Raw genomic sequence first — 18065 nt, forward strand, 5'->3', positions numbered from 1 at the left:
ACCCCTGGCGATCGGAGGTGTCTAAGCTGACCGCGTGAGTTCAGCGCCGCAGCCTCCCGACGCACACGCCATTGATCCGAACACTCCGGTGCTCATCGGCTGGCATCAGGTCAGCCGCCGCGACAACGACTTCCGCGATGCGTGTGAGCCCGTCGAGCTGATGGCCCAAGCCGCCGAGGGTACCGGGTTGGCGGCTGCCGCGCTGCGCTTGGTCGACTGGATCGGTGTCACCGAGGGGCTGACCCGTTACCCGGATCCGGGTCGTCTGGTCGCCGATCGTATCGGCGCTACGGGAGCTCACACCGTGCTCGCAAAGATCGGGGTGATGCAGCACAGCCTGATCGCGCGCGCCTGCCAGGCAGTCCAGTCCGGCGAGGCCACTGTCGCGCTCGTTGTCGGCGGGGAGGCCCATTACCGCCACGTGCGGGCCGGTGGTGCCGGTCATTCGGCACCGGTCACCGAACAGCCAGACGGCACCACACCCGGTGAGACATTGTCGTCGGCCGAGTTCGACGACAACATGAGTCACCCGGCCGAAGCGGCGGCCGGGCTGGCGGCCACCCCGGGCTACTACTCCCTGATCGACAGCCACTGGCGAGCCGAGCACAGGCGCAGCCCCGACGAGCACCGCGACGCCGTGGCCGCGCTATATGAACGTTTTGTCCAGATCGCCGCGACAAATCCGCACGCCGTGCGAACCCATCCTTATAGTCGCGGCGAGATACGGGACGCATCGCCGTCGAACCCCATGATCGCCTTCCCGTATACGAAGCTGATGATCACGACATGGACGGTGGATCAGGGCTGCGCGCTGGTCTTCGCCACCGCCGCCACAGCAGACGCAATGGGGATACCGCGCAGCCGATGGTGTTTCCCGGTGATTGCTGCCGAGTCCAATCATGTTGTGCCCGTGGCAGCCCGGACGCGGCTGCATCAGCCCGCCGCGATGCGGATCATCGCCGACGCGGTGCGGCGGCATACTGGTCTGGAGCCGGCCGGGGCAGACTTGTTCGACCTTTACAGCGCATTCCCCGTCCCGGCGCTGGTGGGTGCCGAGGGCTTGGGCATATCCGCAGACCGGGATCTCACGGTGACCGGTGGCATGTCCTTTGCCGGTGGACCGCTCAACAGCTACGTCTTTCACGCCATCGCCACTGCGGCGCAGGAGCTTTCCGATTCGCACGCACGTTCGGCACTGATCAGTTGCGTCAGCGGTTTCTACACCAAACAGGCCGCGTTGGTGCTCAGCTCCGATCCGCCCGCCAAGCCCTTTGTCGTTGTCGATGTAAGTGCCGATGTGGCCAAGGCGGAGCCTCGGGTGCCGATGGCCGGCAATTCAACTGGCGACGGTACCGTCGTCGCCTACACAGTCCTCTTCGAGGATGGGCATCCGGAACGGTGCGTCGCGGTCATCGACCTGCTCGACGGCAGGCGCACAGTGGCGCGCAACCACGATGAACAGGTGATGGCGACGGCCATGGAGACAGATCTGGTGGGCGGGCCCGTTAGCGTGGCCGAGGGGTTATTCACCCCTGCTCCCATTGTGGGTTCCTGTGCTCCCGTTGTGGGTTCCTGAAACCGGTACGTCGCCGCCTGCCCTGCGGCTGGTCGTTCGGAGATTTCTAGGCGGGCTCAGGCGCGAGATCGCCTGCCGGTGGCGCAATTTGGGCATCAGCGGGCACGATGTCCCCGGCGGGCGGCGGCAGCTGGTCGGCCGGTGGCGGCGGTGCGTCGACCATGGCGTCGACGAACACCGGCGCATCCGGAGTAGGCGCATCGGGCGCCGGCGGTGCCAGGGGATCGGCCATGTCGTCGGCGGGCATCGGCAGGTACATGTGGTGGGTGAACTGCGGCTGATAGGCGCCGCCGCCACCGATCCGCACGCCACCGCCCTCACCGCTGGACACCGCGGTGCCGTCGGGCAGCGTGACAGCGGTGTGCCCGCCATTCCAGCCGATCACGAGAGAGTTCGGGGCGGTTCCGTAGTGGAAACCTCGGGCGAGCAGCGCTGCTTCCTCGTTGCCGGTGTGGAACCGGCTGCCGTACACGGGCCTGCCGGTGGCCGCATTGGCCACCCAGGAGGCCAGCCCTGAGCAGTCGGTGCCAGCCGGACTGTCCCCACCAGGGACGTACGGCGTGCTTGACACCTGACTAATCAGAGTCATCAACGTCGCGATTGCAAACATGTCGCCGAAGCTAACAACTAAGTGGCGTGCATACCAAAGTGTGTGCTTTGCAGCACGTTTCGCAAAATGGTGTGGTGCACTTAACAGTTTCGCTGAATATTCCGAACGTAATCGGCTGTGCTAGCTTTGCGCGTTACGCGACTTAAACTCTCTACCAGGGGTTTTCGACAAGCGCGCTTGGTCAGCGGTTACGCGGACACAGTTGGCCCAGAGAGATGCCCTGATGCGGCCGTGACAGGTCTGTGATGACTTGATCGATTCAGAAGAGCTGCAAACGGTGCGTTGCCGTGATCGTGCTCTTGCCGAGGCGAAACGACGTCGGCTCGTTGCGGTCGAAACCGCACAGCCGGCGAAGAATGCGATGGTTTCAGCTTTGCGCGCGAACCTGATCCTTGACGGCGGGCACGATCGGCGGGGCGGTCTTCCAGTTCGGCAGGCCGTCCTCCTCGAGACCCACCGGCCAACCGTTGTCGTGCACCTGCGCCCAATGTGAGTGGTTGAGCTGGTGCAGAGTGAAGCAGGCGTTCAGCGCGTTGTAGAAGCCCATGTTGTCCTGCGTCTGGTTGACGGCTTCCTTGGCCAGCAGCGCCGCCATGGTCGGAACTTCGGCGATCCGACGGGCGAACTCCAGCGTCTTATCGGCGAGTTCGTCTGGTGGGAAGACCTTCGAGATCATGCCCAGCTGATACGCCTCGTCAACCGTCATCGCATCACCGGTGAGCATCAGCTCCTTGGTCTTGCGTGGCCCGAACTCCCATGGGTGAGCGAAGTACTCGACGCCGCACATACCCAGCCGCGCGCCGACGACATCGGCGAAGCGGGTGCCTTCGGCGGCCACGATCAGGTCGCACGCCCACATCAGCATCAGCGCGGCGGCATAGACGTCACCGTGGACCTGGGCGACGGTGATCTTGCGTAGGTCGCGCCAACGGCGGGTGTTGGAGAAGAAGTGATGCCATTCCTGCAGCATCAGGCTTTCGGCGCCTTCGCGGGTGGCACCATTCACCGTGAAGCTCGGGTGCTGGTCCGGCCCGGGGCTGTGCTCGGCCCGCGACACCGAGGACCCCAGGTCGTGGCCGGAGGAGAACATCGGACCATGACCGCCCAGGATGACTACTCGAACCTTGTCGTCGGCCTCCGCGGCCAGGAACGCCTCGTTGAGTTCCACCAGCAGGCCGCGGTTCTGGGCGTTGCGCGCCTCGGGCCGATTGAGCATGATGCGCGCGATGCGGCCGTCATCGAGCTCTTCGTAGGTGAGGAAACGGTAGTCCTGGGGCATGGCGGCATTCTATGCAGAGGAGAATGCCGTTACCCGAGCCGGGCGCGCAATTCGCGTTTGAGAACCTTGCCATAGCTGTTCTTGGGCAGTTCGTCGATGAAAACGTACCGCTTGGGACGCTTGAACCGGGCGATCCGATCCAGCAGGTGGGTATCGAGTGAGCCGTCGGCGGCCGAGCCGACGATGAAGGCCACGACCACCTCGCCCCACTCGGGATCCGGTGCGCCGACCACGCAGGCCTCGGCCACGCCGGGATGTTCCAGCAGCGCCTCCTCGACCTCGCGCGGGTAGATATTGCTCCCGCCACTGATCACCACATCCTTGGAGCGATCACGCAGGGTCAGATAGCCCCGCTGGTCATACGAGCCCATATCGCCGGTGTAGAGCCAGCCGTCCCTGACGGTGGTACGAGTCGCCTCGGCGTTGTTCCAATAGCCGGACATCACGACATCGCCCCGGCACACGATCTCGCCGATCTGTCCCGGCTCGGCGTATGCGCAGTCGGAGCCCAACACCGCGACCTCGACCCCGGAACGCGGATAGCCCACCGAGCCGAGGATCGCGTCGTCGTCGGATTCGTGGTCGGCGCGGCGCAATCCGGTGATCGTCATCGGCGCTTCGCCCTGGCCGTAGATCTGGGCGAAAACCGGCCCGAACGCCGTCATCGCCTTCTTCAGACCGTCGACATACATCGGGCCGCCCCCATAGACGATAGTGCGCAGCGTCGGCGGCGCCTTGCGTCCGGTGCTGACGAGACGCGCAATCATGGTGGGTGCCAGGAAGGCTGACGATCCCGGATGGAGACCGCACAGGTCGAGGAACTCGTCAGGGTCAAAAGCGCCCGATTCGGACACCACCTGGCGGGCGCCGCGCAGCACGTAAGGCGCGATGTAGAGCCCGGAGCCGTGCGACATCGGTGCGGCATGCAGCAGGCTGCAGTTCTCATCGGGGGAGTCGATATCGGCCAGGTGCGCCACCGTCATCGCGGTCAGGTTCCGATGCGAGAGCATCGCGCCCTTCGAGCGGCCGGTGGTGCCGCTGGTGTAGAACAGCCAGGCCAGTGTGGACGGGTCGGTGTCGGGGACTGCCGCCGGCGGTCCGTTGAAGAGCCGCTCGTAGTCGGGGCCGCCGATCAGCTCGACGCCGACGGGGGATTCCGGCCTGAGCTCGGAAGCTATCTTCGGCGATGCGAATGCCGTTGCGACACCGGCATCTTCGAGGATCTGCACCATCTCGCGGGGATGCAACTTGAAGTTGATCGGGACGACGACGCACTCGGCGGCCCACACCGCGTAGAACAGCTCGATGATCTCGGCGCGGTTCTCGCTGGCGATCGCGATCCGTTGCCCGGGCGTGTACGTTCGGCGCAGCGCGCCGGCCAGCCGTAATACCCGGTCGTGCAACTGAGTCCAGGTGTGCAGCTGGTGTGCGCCACGGTAAACCGCGCCGCGGTCGCCGAGTCGGGTGGCGGCCTGATCGAGGGTGGCGAACAGATTCACCGCGCGATCCACTCCGAGGACAGCGCGAAGTCGGACAGATATTTCGTGGAGCTCCACCCGCCGTCGACCACGATCGTCTGACCATTGATGAAACTGCCACCCGGAGAACATAGGAACGCCACCGTGGCGGCGATGTCCTCAACCCGGCCCAGCCGGGTGTGCGGTGTCATCTCGGTCTGCATTTTCTTGAATCCGGGATCCTTCAGGCGCTGTTCGACCATTGGCGTCACAGTCACCCCCGGGGCGACCGCGTTGGCGCGGATCCCCTGTGCGCCGTACTGACACGCGATATGTGTGGTCAGCGCGGTGAGGCCGCCCTTGGCGGCGGAGTACGCGCCGCCACGCAGGCCGCCGACGACGGCGAAGGTGGAGGTGATGTTGATGATCGCCGATCCGGGCCGCATGTGCGGAATTACGTCGCGAGCCAACCGGAATGGGGCCCGCAGCATGACACCGAGGAAGTAATCCAGTGTCTCGTCGTCGGTTTCGTGCAGTGGCTTGGGGCTGCCGACCCCGGCGTTGTTGACCAGAAAGTCGATATGGCCCCACCGCGACACTGCGAGGTCGACGATCCGCTGCGGGGCGTCATCGTCGGTGAGGTCGACGGCCAGAGTGGCGACCCGATCGGGATCGGCGATGGCCCCGGCCAGTCCGGTCAGTCGCTCGGCGTCGCGACCGGTGCCGACAACAGCCATTCCCATCTCGGCGAGCTTTGTGGCGCAGGCGAAACCGATTCCGCTGCTTGCGCCGGTCACCACCGCTACCTGCGTATCACCCATCGGCCTCAACCAACCTCGCTCGGATCTGATGTTTGAGTACCTTCCCCGCGTCATTCTTGGGCAAGGACTCCCAGACGACGACCTGTTCGGGCCACTTGAATTTCGCGATACCCGTGGCCTGCAGGAAATCGCGCAGATCGGCCACACCGAGGCCCGGTTCGCGCTCGGTGACCACCACCGCACACGCTCGCTCGCCGGTACGTGCATCGGGAAGCCCGACGATCGCGATCTCCTGAATATCGGGATGGCCGAGCAGAACATCCTCGACCTCCTTGGGCGCGATGTTCTCCCCGTTGCGGATCACGATGTCCTTGGCCCGCCCGGTGACGACGAGGAAATGGTGGTCCACCCAGTGGCCGAGGTCGCCGGTGCGGAAGTAACCGTTCGCGTCGAACGCGTCAGCCTCGTCATCAGGGTGCAGATACCCCAGCAGCATCTGCGGACCGCGCGCGCGGATCTCGCCGTCGGCGATGATGACATCGGCGATGCCGGGCCGACCGTCGGTTTCGGCGGCGTGGCCGGGGTCGTCAGGCGCACCGACAGTCATGACCGGAACCTCGGTGGAGCCGTATACGCGGGTGACGACGGCGTGCTCGAAATAGTTAGCGGCGCTGCGGATCAGCGCCGGTGGCACCGAGGCGCCGCCGCAGATGAACACCTTTAGGTCGGGAAGCCGGGTGCCGGCCCGTTCGGCGGCGCCCAGCAAATGCTGCAGGAACGGTGTCGCGCCGGCCATGTGCGTGCATCCCTCAGCGGTCATCAGCGCTACCGCGGCATCGGGCTCCCAGCGGTCCATCAGAACCGCGGTCGTGCCCAGCAGGATCGGGAACTCGAAGGCGTAGATCGAACCGCCGATATGGGCGATGGGGGAGGGCACCAGCGATACTGAACCCGGCCCGACCCGCCAGTGCTCGCTGAGCTGGCGGATCAGCGCGTGGATCGAATTATGACTGTGGAGAACGCCTTTCGGGCGTCCCGTCGTCCCGGAGGTGTAGAGAATCATCTTGACCGCATCGGGATCGAGCTCCGGCGGTGTGAATACCAGTGTGTCGAGCGTGCCGAACGTGAGCTGCCCGGGCTGCGGCTCGCCGCGCACCACGGCAACGATGGGTGGCGACGGCATGGTCGCGGTGACCCGCTGCAGCATACTCGCATAGTCATGACCCCCGAACTCGGCGGGAATGAAGATCATGCGGACTGCTGCATCGGCGAGGATGAACGCGAGTTCATGGTCGCGCAGCGACGGCAGGATCGGATTGACCACCATGCCCGCCACTGTCGCCGCGTGATACACGATCGCCGCTTCGTGCCAGTTTGGCAGCATGAACGACACCACACTGCCGGCGGGCATGCGGGCTGACATGGCGCCGGCTAGCTGGCGGGCCCGGGTGTGCAGGTTTGCGCAGTCCAGGCGGACCTGGCCGTCGACGAGGGCCTCGCGTCGCGGGGTGTCCCGTGCGGCCGCGGCTAATGCGTCGGCCAAGGTTTCGCGCGTCCACAGCCCACTGGCATAGGACTGCGCGGCCAACTCGGAATCCCGCTGTGCGGTGCGCATTTACGGTGATCCCTTCACTCGTCGCATCGTCATCGAATGACGGAACCGGGTGCCGGGGTGGGTGTTCACCGTCACTTGAGCTGTCTCGCCGTCGGAAGTGGTGTACGTGCGCTGCATCTCTAGTGCGGGCGTGCCGGGCTCGACCTTGAGTGCAGCTGCCAGCTCGACGCCGACCTGTACGGCGGAGATCTCCTGGCGGACTTCGACGATGCTGAGCCCGAACAGATCCTCGATGAGGGGGAAGATCGGCCCGGTGTGGTTCTGCAGCATCCGGCCGACGGCCGCGAACGCGCGATTGATGTAGTACTCCGTGCGGCAGACCGGCGCATCAGCACCCTCGGCGCGGCGGAATCCGCGCACCGCCAGCCATTCGTCGCCGACCGTCAGCCCGGTGCGTTGCGCCAACTCACCATCGACGGTGACCATGGTGATCGATTCGATCGCGAAACGCGCCCCCGTCGCAAAGGCCAACAGATCGTTGATCGACACCACGTCCTGGACGTAGGCGTGCGACGACGGCCGCGGTACCACCAGCGTGCCGGCCCGAGGCCGGGAGGACACCAGGTTGTCCTCACGCAGGCGGCGCAGGGCTTCCCGAACGGTGTAGCGGCTCACCGAAAAACGCTGGCACAGTTCGTGTTCGGTAGGCAATTGGGAGCCGACCGGGTAGACCCCGTCGACGATCTCCTTGCGCAGCGTGCGAGCCACCTGGATATAGCGGTGATCCCCGGACTCGGCGGGTGTCATCTCAGCCCGCCCGCTGAAACGCCAGTACGCTGCCGTCGGAATCCGCCGAGACGTAGAGTGTGCCGTCGCCTCCGGCGGCGATCCCCGCGTACGGTCCCTGAGGCCCCGAGAACGGCGGCATCCCGCGCAGCGGCTTGGGAGTAACCCCGGGGGGCGCACCCACCGGAAGACCGGACGCGATGACGGTGCGTGCCCCGCTGGTGAGATCGACCTCGATCAACGACTTGGCGTCTGCGTCGACGATGAAGAGCAGTTCGCCGGATACCAGAATGCCCTGCGGGCAACTCAATCCGTCTACCACCGGCTCGGTGTTGGTTTCGCTGACCCGCACGATTCTGCCGCGCTCACTGACTAGGGGGTGGCCATCGGCTCCGATGGCCACCCCGACGGGGGTGTCCAGGCCGGAGGCGAGCACGTCGGTGCGGCCGCCGTCCACGGACAGCAGTCGCCCGGTGCCCTGTTCGACCGCCACGATGCCGCGCGGCCCCAGGGCGACACCGTAGAGCTGGTTCAATCCGTCTGCCAGGACATCACTTTCACCATCGGCTGGCCGGTACCGGGCCACCTGCCCGCCCGAGGTTGTCACGACGAACTCACCCTGGCCGGCCGCGGTCAGACCGCGGATGAAACCGGGATAGCCGGGGCTGAACAACATGCCCAGGGTGTGCAGGGCGCCGTCGGCCCGCAGCGCATAGAAGTAGGTGCCGTCGGCGATATAGAGCTCGCCGTCTGGCCCGACCGTGAGATCCAATGGCCAGTTCAGCCCGCCCGGCAGTACCGCGCGGGTCTGCAGGCCGCCGAGCACCTCGGTGATCTCGCCGGTGAAGTTCGAGACGAACAGCCTTGCGCCGACGAAGGTCAGATTGTCCAGCCCCGGATTGAGATTGGCCAGCACGGTGTGTTCGCCGGAGCGCGGATCGATCCGCAGGACTTGGCCGCTGTGCACCTGGGTGGAGACCAGATACCCGTCCGCATCGAACTTGACCGCGTCGGGAACTCCCAGACCGGTCGCGACAGTTTCAGGACTGCCGCCGTCGGGATCGATGCGCCAGATCTCGTTCGCGCCCATCACCGGGAAATACAGCAGCCCGTCCGGCCCAACCTCCATGGCGTTGGGCGAGGGGACGTTCTCCAGCAGGATGCGTTGCGCGCCGGTGGCCGGATCCAGTTCCATCAGCCGGCCGCCCTCGCGGCACTCGCCGATGAACAACCGGCCCCGGTGCACGGTGATCCCGTTGGCGCAGGGCAGATCGTCGCGCAGGACTCGGGTGGTGCCATCGACACCGCGGACACTGACCCGGCCGTCCATCACCTCGGTCGCGAAGAGATTTCCGGCGTCGTCGAACGCCACATCGTCGGGGGCGATGATCTCGCCGCCCTTCGCGCTGACCGTGTCGACCGAGCCAGTGCCGATATCGAGTGCGCTGATCTGGCTGCCGGTGACCTGAGCGATGTACACCCGGCCGTCGGGGCCGGTGCGCAGACCGTTGGCGCCGAACAGCCGGCTCGGCGCGCTACGACGCGCGACGCGCCATCCGTCGGCAAGGACCGGGGGCTGGGCGAGGGTGAAGCGCCCGTCCTGCTGCGATGTCACGGCGCGACCGTACCAAGGAGATTTGGTCCAGACAATAGTCGCGAGTTATCTCGGCCGACCCCCTTGACGGTGCTATAACTGCTGCGGAATCATATTCTCTACTCAGAAGAGTGGCATTAATTGTCCGGACAATCTTGCTGCGAACGAAAGCGGGTTATGGCGGATCTCCTGCGGCTCGATGGCCGGATTGTGGTGGTGTCGGGCGCCGGAGGCGGCGGTATCGGAACGACTGTGACCAAGATGGCGGCACGGGCCGGTGCCACGGTGGTCGCGGTCAGCCGCTCGCAGGACAACCTCGACCAGCACGTGGGGCCACTGGTCGACGGAGGTCTGCCCATCGTGCCGGTCGCCGCGGACGCCGCCACCGATGCCGGCATCGCGACCGTTCTCGATACGGTGCGCCGGACCAAGGGGCAGCTGCACGGGCTGGTCAACATTGCCGGCGGTGCCGCGCCCTCGACGTGGATGCCGGCCACCAGGGTCAGCCGCGCCGACTGGCGGGAGCTGTTCACCGCCAACCTCGAGACGATGTTCTTCATGAGCCAAGCGGTGGCCGCCGAGATCCGGTCGGCCGGCGGCCCAGGTTCGATTGTGTCGGTCTCGTCGATCAGCGGGATGAACACGGCACCGTTTCACATCGCGTATGGCACCGCCAAGGCGGCGATTGTCGCGGCCACCCGGACGATGGCGCTGGAGCTCGCGCTGGACGCTATCCGGGTCAATGCCGTCGCGCCCGGGGTCACCGAGACTGCGGCGTCCAGCGCCTACGTCGACGCCGATCCCGTTCGGGACCGTACCGCCATCGCCATGGGGCGCCGTGGTCGTCCCGAGGAACAGGCCGGCGCGATCCTGTTCCTCCTGTCCGATCTGTCGAGCTACATCACCGGCCAAACCCTGCTCGTCGACGGCGGTTTGGATCTGCGCTGGAGCCACGTTGGCGCCGACAACACGTCGCTGTTCCTCAAAGACGACGACTTCCGTAGCGAAATCAGAAGGCCCTGAGAGGAGTCCGCGATGGGTGATCTGGGCAGTGGTGAAGAACTCGCCGAACCGACGACCATCGGTGTGCAGGCCTACATCTCACCGGAGTACGCCCGTGCCGAACGCGACAAGCTGTGGCGCAAGGTCTGGCAGCAGGTCGGCCGGGTCGAGGAGCTACCCGAGGTCGGTAGCTATCTAACCTACGACATCCTCGACGACTCGATCATTGTCGTGCGGACCGGGGCGAACGAGTTTGCCGCCCACCACAACGTCTGCATGCACCGCGGCCGACGCCTGATCGACACCCCGCCCGGCGCGAAACAGGCTGTGGGGCGGGCCCGTAAGTCGTTCGTCTGCGGATTCCACGGCTGGTCCTACGGCCTGGATGGTGCCTGCACGCACATTCGCGAGGAAGCCGACTGGAAGGGTGCGCTGAACCCGGCCAACACCCGGCTGAAGTCGGTGAGCGTCGACACCTGGGGCGGCTGGTTGTGGATCAACATGGATCCCGACTGCGAACCGCTGGCCGACTACCTATTTCCGGCCGCGAAGATCCTCGACCCGTTCGGGCTGGAGAACATGCGCGTCAAATGGCGCAAATGGGTGCACTTCGACTGCAACTGGAAGGTCGCCCTCGAGGCGTTCAACGAGACCTACCACGTGTTCACCACCCACCCGGAGTTCAACAAGTTCGGTGAATTCAAGGGCTGGGCCAAGGCGCAGGGCCGCCATAGCAATATCGGCTACGACGCGCCTGAGGATATGGCCGAGACCAAGTCCAAGATCCGGCTCGGCACCGGCGACCCGCGGATCTCCACCGCGGAGATGCAGGTGTACACGATGGCGGAGACCAACGCGACCACCACACAGACGCTGGTGAACGCCGCGCTGCGGCTGGTGGACGAGTTGCCCGAGGACACTCCGGCCGACAAGGTGCTCGAACACTGGCTGTCGTCGGCGCGGCGCGATGACGAGGCCCGCGGCGTGGTGTGGCCGACGATCCCCGCCGACATCCTCGGCCAGAGCGGAACCGCCTGGCAGCTGTTCCCGAACTTCCAGATCGGGCAGGGCCTGACCAGTGCGCTGTGCTACGGCGCGCGCCCAGACCCTGGCTACAACCCCGACAAGTGCATCTTTGAGGTGTCTGTGTTCGAGCTGTACCCCAGCGGCGCCGAGCCACAGGCTGACTGGGAGTACACCCCGGTGGGCGATCCGCGCTGGCGCAGCGTGCTGCCGCAAGACTTCTCCAATATGGCTGCCGTCCAGCAGGGGATGAAGTCGCTCGGATTCCCGGGCACCCAGCCCAATCCGTACCGCGAGCGCAGCACCGTCAACCTGCACTACCAGTTGTCGAAGTACATGGGCACCGGGGAACCCCGCGCGCTCGCAAAGGAGAACGATCGATGACCGCGGACTGCGGCCCCACCCAGACACCCACGGATGTCGATATCGACGCGATGCGGGAGAAGTACCGCGTCGAGCGGGAGAAGCGGCTGCGCTCTGAGGGATCGGCGCAGTATCTGGAACTCGAGGGTGACTACGCGGAGTTCTACGAGGTCGACCCCTACACGACCGTGACGGCTCGCGATCCGATCGTCGAGGACGCCGATGTGGTGATCCTCGGTGGTGGATTCGCCGGGCTGCTGGCCGGGGCGTACCTGAAGAAGGCCGGCGTGGACGGCATCCGGGTCATCGAGATGGCCGGCGACTTCGGCGGGGTCTGGTACTGGAACCGGTTCCCGGGAATCCAGTGCGACAACGACGCCTACTGCTACCTACCGCTGCTTGAAGAGCTCGGCTTCATGCCGTCGAAGAAGTTCGCCGACGGCGCCGAGATCCTCAGCCACTGCCGCAATATCGGCAAGCACTTCGGGCTCTACGACGGCGCATTGTTCTCCACTCAGGTTCGGGAACTGCGCTGGGACGATGTCCTTGCCCGATGGCGGATCAGCACCGATCGCGGTGACGACATCCGCGCGCGGTTCGTGGTGATGGCGCAGGGTTCCTACAACCGCCCGAAACTGCCCGGGATCCCGGGCATCAAGGATTTCCGTGCTGCTGGGGGCCACGTGTTCCACTCCGCCCGCTGGGACTACGACTACACCGGTGGTGACGCGGACGGTGGCCTGGACAAGCTAGCCGATAAGCGCGTCGCTCTTGTCGGCACGGGCGCAACCGGAATCCAGCTGGTTCCGCACCTCGGTCGAGATGCCAAGCAGCTCTTCGTGTTCCAGCGCACGCCGTCGTCGGTTGATTCGCGCTCGAATCCGCCGACCGACCAAGAATGGGCCGCGTCGCTGCAGCCGGGGTGGCAGGAGGAGCGCAAGCGCAACTTCCACAACTGGTCGCCGTTTGTCGGCGTGGTGTTCGGCGAACCGGATCTGGTGTGCGACTTCTGGACCGAACTCGGGCGCAACCTCACCGCCCGGATTGCGGCCAGCCCGGATCCGGCGTCGGTAGGCGTCGAGCAGATCATGGCGTTCCGGGAAGAAGAGGACTATAAGATCATGGAGCGGCTGCGTCGGCACGTCGACGCCATCGTGGCAGACCCGGTCACCGCCGAAGCGCTCAAGCCGTACTACCGTTTCATGTGCAAACGCCCGACCTCCAGCCAGCGATACCTGGAAACCTTCAACCAGCCGAACGTGACGCTGGTCGACGTGGCCGAATCCAAGGGTGTCGAGCGACTGACCGAGAAGGGTATCGTCGCCAACGGCGTTGAGTACGAAGTCGATTGCGTGATCTTCGCCAGCGGCTTCGAGATCTCCACCGAGATCAGCCGGCGGTTCGCGATCGACTCCATTGTCGGCCGCGACGGGTTGTCGCTCTTCGATCACTGGCACGACGTCTACAAGACGCTGCACGGGATGACCAGCCGGGGCTTCCCCAACCAGTTCTTCATGGGGTTCATTCAGGGCGGGGTGTCTGCCAACACCACCGCGATGTTCGAGCAGCAGGCCCAGCACATCGCCTACCTCATCGCCGAGGCACAGAAGCGCGGCGCGACCAGCGTTGAGCCGAGCCAGGAAGGCCAGGACGCGTGGGTGGCGACCGTGCGTGAACTGTCGATCGACAACTCCGCGTTCGAACTATCTTGCACGCCCGGTTATTACAACAACGAGGGCCATGGCGGCTCAGAGAACAACGGATCGTTCCTCGGCGACTTTTATTCGCCCGGCTTCTATGCCTTCGACGATCTGATCGCCGACTGGCGGGCCAAGGGCGATCTCGATGGCCTGGAGCTCGGAAACTAGATGGCGCGATCGCGATTCGACACGAAACAGGCACGATTCGACGATCGCGTCGCCGTTGTCACCGGCGCAGGCCGGGGGCTGGGGCGTGAGTACGCGCTGCTGCTCGCCGGTCTCGGCGCCAAGGTCGTGGTCAACGACTCCGGCGGCGCACTGACCGGCGACGGCGATGACGCCGGGCCGGCTCAGCAGGTTGTCGACACGATCGTCGCGGCCGGCGGGGAAGCGATCGCCTCGACCGAATCGGTAGCGACAGCGGTCGGCGGCCAGGCGATCGTCGGGGCAGCAACACAGCGGTACGGCCGGATCGACATCCTGATCCACAACGCCGGCAACGTCCGGCCGGCGCCGTTGTCGGAGATGGCGGTTGAGGACTTTGACGCGGTGCTCGACGTTCACCTACGCGGCGCGTTCCACGTTGTCCGAGTGGCATTTCCGTCGATGTGTCAGGCCGGCTACGGCCGCATCGTGCTGACGTCGTCGATCGGCGGGCTGTATGGCAATCACGCGGTGGCCAACTATGCCGCCGCCAAGGCCGGGGTGGTCGGACTGTCGAACGTCGTCGCGCTGGAAGGCGCCGAGCATGGCGTGCGCTGCAATGTCATCGTCCCTGCTGCGGTGACCAGGATGGCCGAAGGTCTGGACACGTCGGCCTACCCGCCGATGGGCGCCGACCTCGTGGCTCCCGTCGTCGGCTGGCTGGCCCATGAGGACTGTTCGGTGACCGGCGAAGTCCTCACTGCGATAGCCGGCCGGGTCGCCAGGGTTGCCGTCGTGGAGTCCGCAGGGGTTTACCAATCGGAATGGACCGTCGACCAGGTGGCCGCCCGCATCGAGGAGATCCGAGATATCAACAACCCGCTGGTCTTCCCCGTGGTGCCCGACGGGCACAGCGCTCATATCGGCCACAGCTTCGGGATGGCAAGGGGGCTACATGAATAACAGCGACCCGCTGGCCATGACTAGCACCGGGCCGCTGACGGGAGTCCGGGTGATCGACCTCACCGCGATGGTGATGGGCCCCTACTGCACCCAGATCATGGCTGATATGGGTGCCGACGTCATCAAGATCGAGCCGCCCGCCGGCGACGACACCCGCTACGTCTCAGTCGGTCCGGCGCATGGGCTGAGCGGGGTGTTCGTCAACGTCAACCGCGGCAAACGCAGTGTGGTACTGGATCTTCGCTCCGACGAGGGCCGGGCGGCGCTGCGCGCGCTGATTGCGGGCTCCGACGTGTTCATCCACTCCATGCGCGCCAAGGCGATCACCAAACTCGGGTTCGGCTACGACGAGGTCGCCGCCATCAACCCTGCGATCGTCTACACCAACTGCTACGGCTACGGCAGGCGCGGACCCGACCGTGACCGCCCCGCCTACGACGACACCATCCAGGCCGAGTGCGGCCTGCCCGCCGTGCAGGCCGAATTGACCGGTGAGGCCAACTATGTCGCGACCATCGTGGCGGACAAGGTCGCTGGGCTGACCGCCGTGTACGCGACGACGATGGCGCTGTTCCACCGGGAACGAACCGGTGAGGGCCAGGAGGTCGAAGTCGCGATGTTCGAGACGATGGCCTCGTTCATGCTCGTCGAACACGCGAACGGGGCGATGTTCGACCCACCACTCGGCCCGGCGATCTATCACCGGACGGTGGCACCGAACCGCAAACCGTATCGGACCAAAGACGGCTACATCTCAGCGCTGATCTACAACGACCGGCATTGGGCGAGCTTCATCAATGCGGTTCAGCCCGTATGGAACACCGAGCGTTACACCTCGCTGAAGGCGAGGGCCGCGGAGATCGACACTGTGTATTCGCTAGTGGCACAGACCATGACCGAGCGCACCACGGAGGAGTGGCTGACGTTGTTCGTCGAGCTGGAGATCCCGGCCGCACCGCTTAACTCACCGCAGGCGCTGTTCGACAACGAGCAGCTCAACGCCGTCGGCTTTTTCGAGACGGTTCCTTCCCCGCAGGGTCCGGTCCGGATGCCCGGCGTGCCGACCTGGTTTTCCCGTACGCCGGGCCGGATCGCGGGACCCGCTCCCGATCTCGGTGCCCATACCGTGAGTGTCCTGGCGGAGCTGGGATTGGTGCCAGTGGAGAGCGCATGAGTCTCAACTTCGACATGGGTGCGCCCGCGGCGGCGCTACGCACCCAGCTGCGGGATCTGGTGAAAGACCACGTCCCCGCAGACTTTCTCGGCGCGTTCACCGATGACCCTGCGGATCTGGACGTGGCCCAACACTTCTGCCGGACGCTGGCTGCCCACGAGCTGCTCTGCCTGGCCTGGCCACAGGAGTTCGGCGGGCGCGGCGCCTCGGTCTGGGAGCAGACAGTAGTGCGGGAGGAGATGTGGGCTCATCACGAGCCGCGCGGCGCCCAGTACATGGGGGTGAACTGGGTGGGGCCCATCATCATGCGGCACGGCACCGAAGCCCAGCAGCGCATGCATCTCCCGCCCATCGCCTGTGGCGAAGTGATCTGGTGTCAGGGCTTCTCCGAACCGGAGGCGGGCAGTGACCTCGCCTCGTTGCGTACCGCGGCCCGTCGCGATGGCGACGGCTGGTTGGTGAGTGGCCAGAAGATCTGGACGTCTTACGCCACCATGGCGCAATGGTGCTTCCTGCTGGCCCGGACCACCAAAGCTGAGAAGAAGCAACAGGGTCTGACGATTTTTCTGGTCCCGATGGACGATCCGGCGATCCAGGTGCGTCCGATCCGCTGCATGATGGGCCCGCACCACCTCAACGAGGTGTTCTTCGACGACCTGCGGGTCACTGAGGCGGACGTGCTCGGCACGGTCGACGACGGATGGTCGATCGTGCAGGAGGTGACCTCGTTCGAGCGGGTCGGAATCGCCCGTTATGCGCGGTGCGAACGGCTGCTCGCGGCGGCGCCGACGGTACTCGGCGACCGCTGGGACGAGCTGCCTGCCGAACTGCGCGGGCGGTGGGTGCGGATGTTGACGCACTGCCGCCGGGCCCGCCTGATGGCCTATCGCATCGTGGAACTGCAGAGCACCGGGCGAGTCCGCCCCGGCGACGCCGCCGCGTACCGAATCGCGGTCACCAAGCTGGATCAGGACAGCGCAGAGGTGCTAATGGATATCGCGGCCGCGGTGGCACACGGGGATCCGCGCGCGGAGTGGTTCCTCGCCGAGGTCGAGGACCACTGGAGATACTCGCAGGCCTCGACGGTGTCGTCCGGCAGCATCGAGATGCAGCGCATCCTGCTGTCGCGTTCTCTGCTGGCGGCGGCGAAATGACCGGGATGGTGCTGCATCTCAGCGAGGACGCCAAAGAGTTTGGGCATCAGGCACTTCGAGCTTTCGAGGCTGCCGGCGGCGACCAACTGGTGCAGCAGGCCGAGGCCAAGCCCGATAGCCGGGAGTCGCTCGTCGGCCCGGTCCTCGCGGGACTGGGCGCCTGGGAACTCGACCCGCGCAGCGACGCCGACGGACTCGAAGCCGCCGCGGCGCTGTGCCGGAGCGCGGGCTACTGGGCGGTGCCCTATCCGGTGGCCGATCGTCTTGCCGCCCCCACCGACCTTGACGTCGACGGACTGGTGGTCGTGGCAGACACTCGGCCGTCGGCCGCCATAGCCGGCCTCGAATCCCGTTGGGCGGCGGTGACACTGGATGGTGCACGCAGCAAGGTGACGGGCCACGCGGCGCACGGCCCGGCGTTCGTCACCGAGCTGCAACTGTCGGCGATCGACGAGAACGGCGCAGGGGACATCGCCCTGTCGCTCACACTGCAATGCTGGACGCTGCTCGGCATGCTGGACCGGGCGATCGAGCTGACCGTGGCACACGTCACCCTGCGCAAGCAGTTCGGTCAGACGCTGTCGTCCTTTCAGGGCGTGCAGTTCCAGCTCACCGACGCCGAGGTCGAGCGCAGCGGATTGGACATCCTCGCCAAATACACGCTCTGGAGCATCGGGAGTGGCGGCGACGGCGCGATGAACGATGCTCTGGCCCTGCGGATGTCGGCGATCGAGGCCGCCGAAGTTGTCTTCCGGGTGTGCCACCAGCTGCACGGCGCGGTCGGGTTCTGTGACGAGACGACGCTGTCGTGGATCTCGCGGCACAGCCAGCCACTGCGGCGGCTTCCGCTGGGCCTGTCCGCTACCCGGGACCTGTTGACCCGCAGAGCCGGCGGGGCCGGGCTGAGAGGACTGTTCGCGTGAG

15 protein-coding genes are annotated in these 18065 nt (G+C 65.9%); 8 read left to right on the forward strand and 7 right to left on the reverse strand.

What is annotated here, in order from left to right:
• Positions 1-34: 34 nt before the first annotated feature.
• Complete coding sequence (locus G6N13_RS18735) at positions 35-1576, forward strand: TLP1 C-terminal extension domain-containing protein (RefSeq protein WP_163699367.1); 1542 nt, start codon at positions 35-37, stop codon at positions 1574-1576.
• A gap of 46 nt (positions 1577-1622) precedes the next feature.
• Here the strand turns inward: G6N13_RS18735 and G6N13_RS18740 are convergent, their stop codons facing one another.
• The 7 genes from G6N13_RS18740 to G6N13_RS18770 all read right to left on the reverse strand — a co-directional run bounded on the left by G6N13_RS18740 (position 1623) and on the right by G6N13_RS18770 (position 9639).
• Positions 1623-2186, reverse strand: coding sequence for a C40 family peptidase (locus G6N13_RS18740; protein WP_163699370.1), 564 nt, complete (start codon positions 2184-2186; stop codon positions 1623-1625).
• Between the two features lie 367 nt (positions 2187-2553).
• Entirely contained in the window at positions 2554-3465 is a 912-nt protein-coding gene (locus tag G6N13_RS18745; RefSeq protein WP_163699372.1) for an enoyl-CoA hydratase, read from the reverse strand.
• A gap of 29 nt (positions 3466-3494) precedes the next feature.
• Complete coding sequence (locus G6N13_RS18750; protein ID WP_407663752.1) at positions 3495-4964, reverse strand: AMP-binding protein; 1470 nt, start codon at positions 4962-4964, stop codon at positions 3495-3497.
• Entirely contained in the window at positions 4961-5743 is a 783-nt protein-coding gene (locus G6N13_RS18755) for an SDR family NAD(P)-dependent oxidoreductase (RefSeq protein ID WP_163699376.1), read from the reverse strand. The genes G6N13_RS18750 and G6N13_RS18755 overlap by 4 nt, the downstream gene beginning before the upstream one ends.
• Entirely contained in the window at positions 5736-7298 is a 1563-nt protein-coding gene (locus G6N13_RS18760; protein WP_163699378.1) for an AMP-binding protein, read from the reverse strand. The genes G6N13_RS18755 and G6N13_RS18760 overlap by 8 nt, the downstream gene beginning before the upstream one ends.
• A complete protein-coding gene (locus tag G6N13_RS18765; protein ID WP_163699380.1) occupies positions 7299-8045 on the reverse strand; it encodes a GntR family transcriptional regulator in 747 nt (248 codons plus the stop codon). It lies immediately after the preceding gene.
• A 1-nt stretch (position 8046) separates the two neighbouring features.
• Positions 8047-9639 carry an SMP-30/gluconolactonase/LRE family protein gene (locus tag G6N13_RS18770; protein WP_163699382.1) on the reverse strand — a complete coding sequence of 531 codons (1593 nt, stop codon included), beginning with the start codon at positions 9637-9639 and terminating at the stop codon, positions 8047-8049.
• A 156-nt stretch (positions 9640-9795) separates the two neighbouring features.
• Between G6N13_RS18770 and G6N13_RS18775 the strand changes: the two genes are divergently transcribed.
• The 7 genes from G6N13_RS18775 to G6N13_RS18805 are packed head-to-tail and all read left to right on the forward strand — an operon-like array spanning position 9796 to position 18064.
• Entirely contained in the window at positions 9796-10641 is an 846-nt protein-coding gene (locus tag G6N13_RS18775) for an SDR family NAD(P)-dependent oxidoreductase (protein WP_163699384.1), read from the forward strand.
• Positions 10642-10653: 12 nt separating this feature from the next.
• Complete coding sequence (locus G6N13_RS18780; RefSeq protein ID WP_163699386.1) at positions 10654-12027, forward strand: aromatic ring-hydroxylating oxygenase subunit alpha; 1374 nt, start codon at positions 10654-10656, stop codon at positions 12025-12027.
• Positions 12024-13874, forward strand: a complete 1851-nt coding sequence (locus tag G6N13_RS18785) for a flavin-containing monooxygenase (protein WP_163699388.1) — start codon at positions 12024-12026, stop codon at positions 13872-13874. Before G6N13_RS18780 ends, G6N13_RS18785 begins: the two co-directional genes overlap by 4 nt.
• On the forward strand, positions 13875-14813 hold the full coding sequence (locus G6N13_RS18790) for an SDR family NAD(P)-dependent oxidoreductase (RefSeq protein ID WP_163699390.1): 939 nt from the start codon (positions 13875-13877) through the stop codon (positions 14811-14813).
• A gap of 16 nt (positions 14814-14829) precedes the next feature.
• Positions 14830-15987 (forward strand): CaiB/BaiF CoA transferase family protein, encoded by a 1158-nt coding sequence (locus G6N13_RS18795; RefSeq protein WP_163702300.1) that lies wholly within the window; start codon positions 14830-14832, stop codon positions 15985-15987.
• Complete coding sequence (locus G6N13_RS18800; protein ID WP_163699392.1) at positions 15984-17141, forward strand: acyl-CoA dehydrogenase family protein; 1158 nt, start codon at positions 15984-15986, stop codon at positions 17139-17141. The genes G6N13_RS18795 and G6N13_RS18800 overlap by 4 nt, the downstream gene beginning before the upstream one ends.
• 5 nt (positions 17142-17146) lie before the next feature.
• The gene (locus tag G6N13_RS18805) at positions 17147-18064 is read left to right on the forward strand and encodes an acyl-CoA dehydrogenase family protein (protein WP_163699394.1); all 918 of its coding nucleotides are present in this window, start codon (positions 17147-17149) and stop codon (positions 18062-18064) included.
• Position 18065 lies beyond the last annotated feature (1 nt).

It is taken from the genome of Mycolicibacterium sarraceniae (assembly GCF_010731875.1).
Taxonomy (GTDB): Bacteria; Actinomycetota; Actinomycetes; order Mycobacteriales; family Mycobacteriaceae; genus Mycobacterium; species Mycobacterium sarraceniae.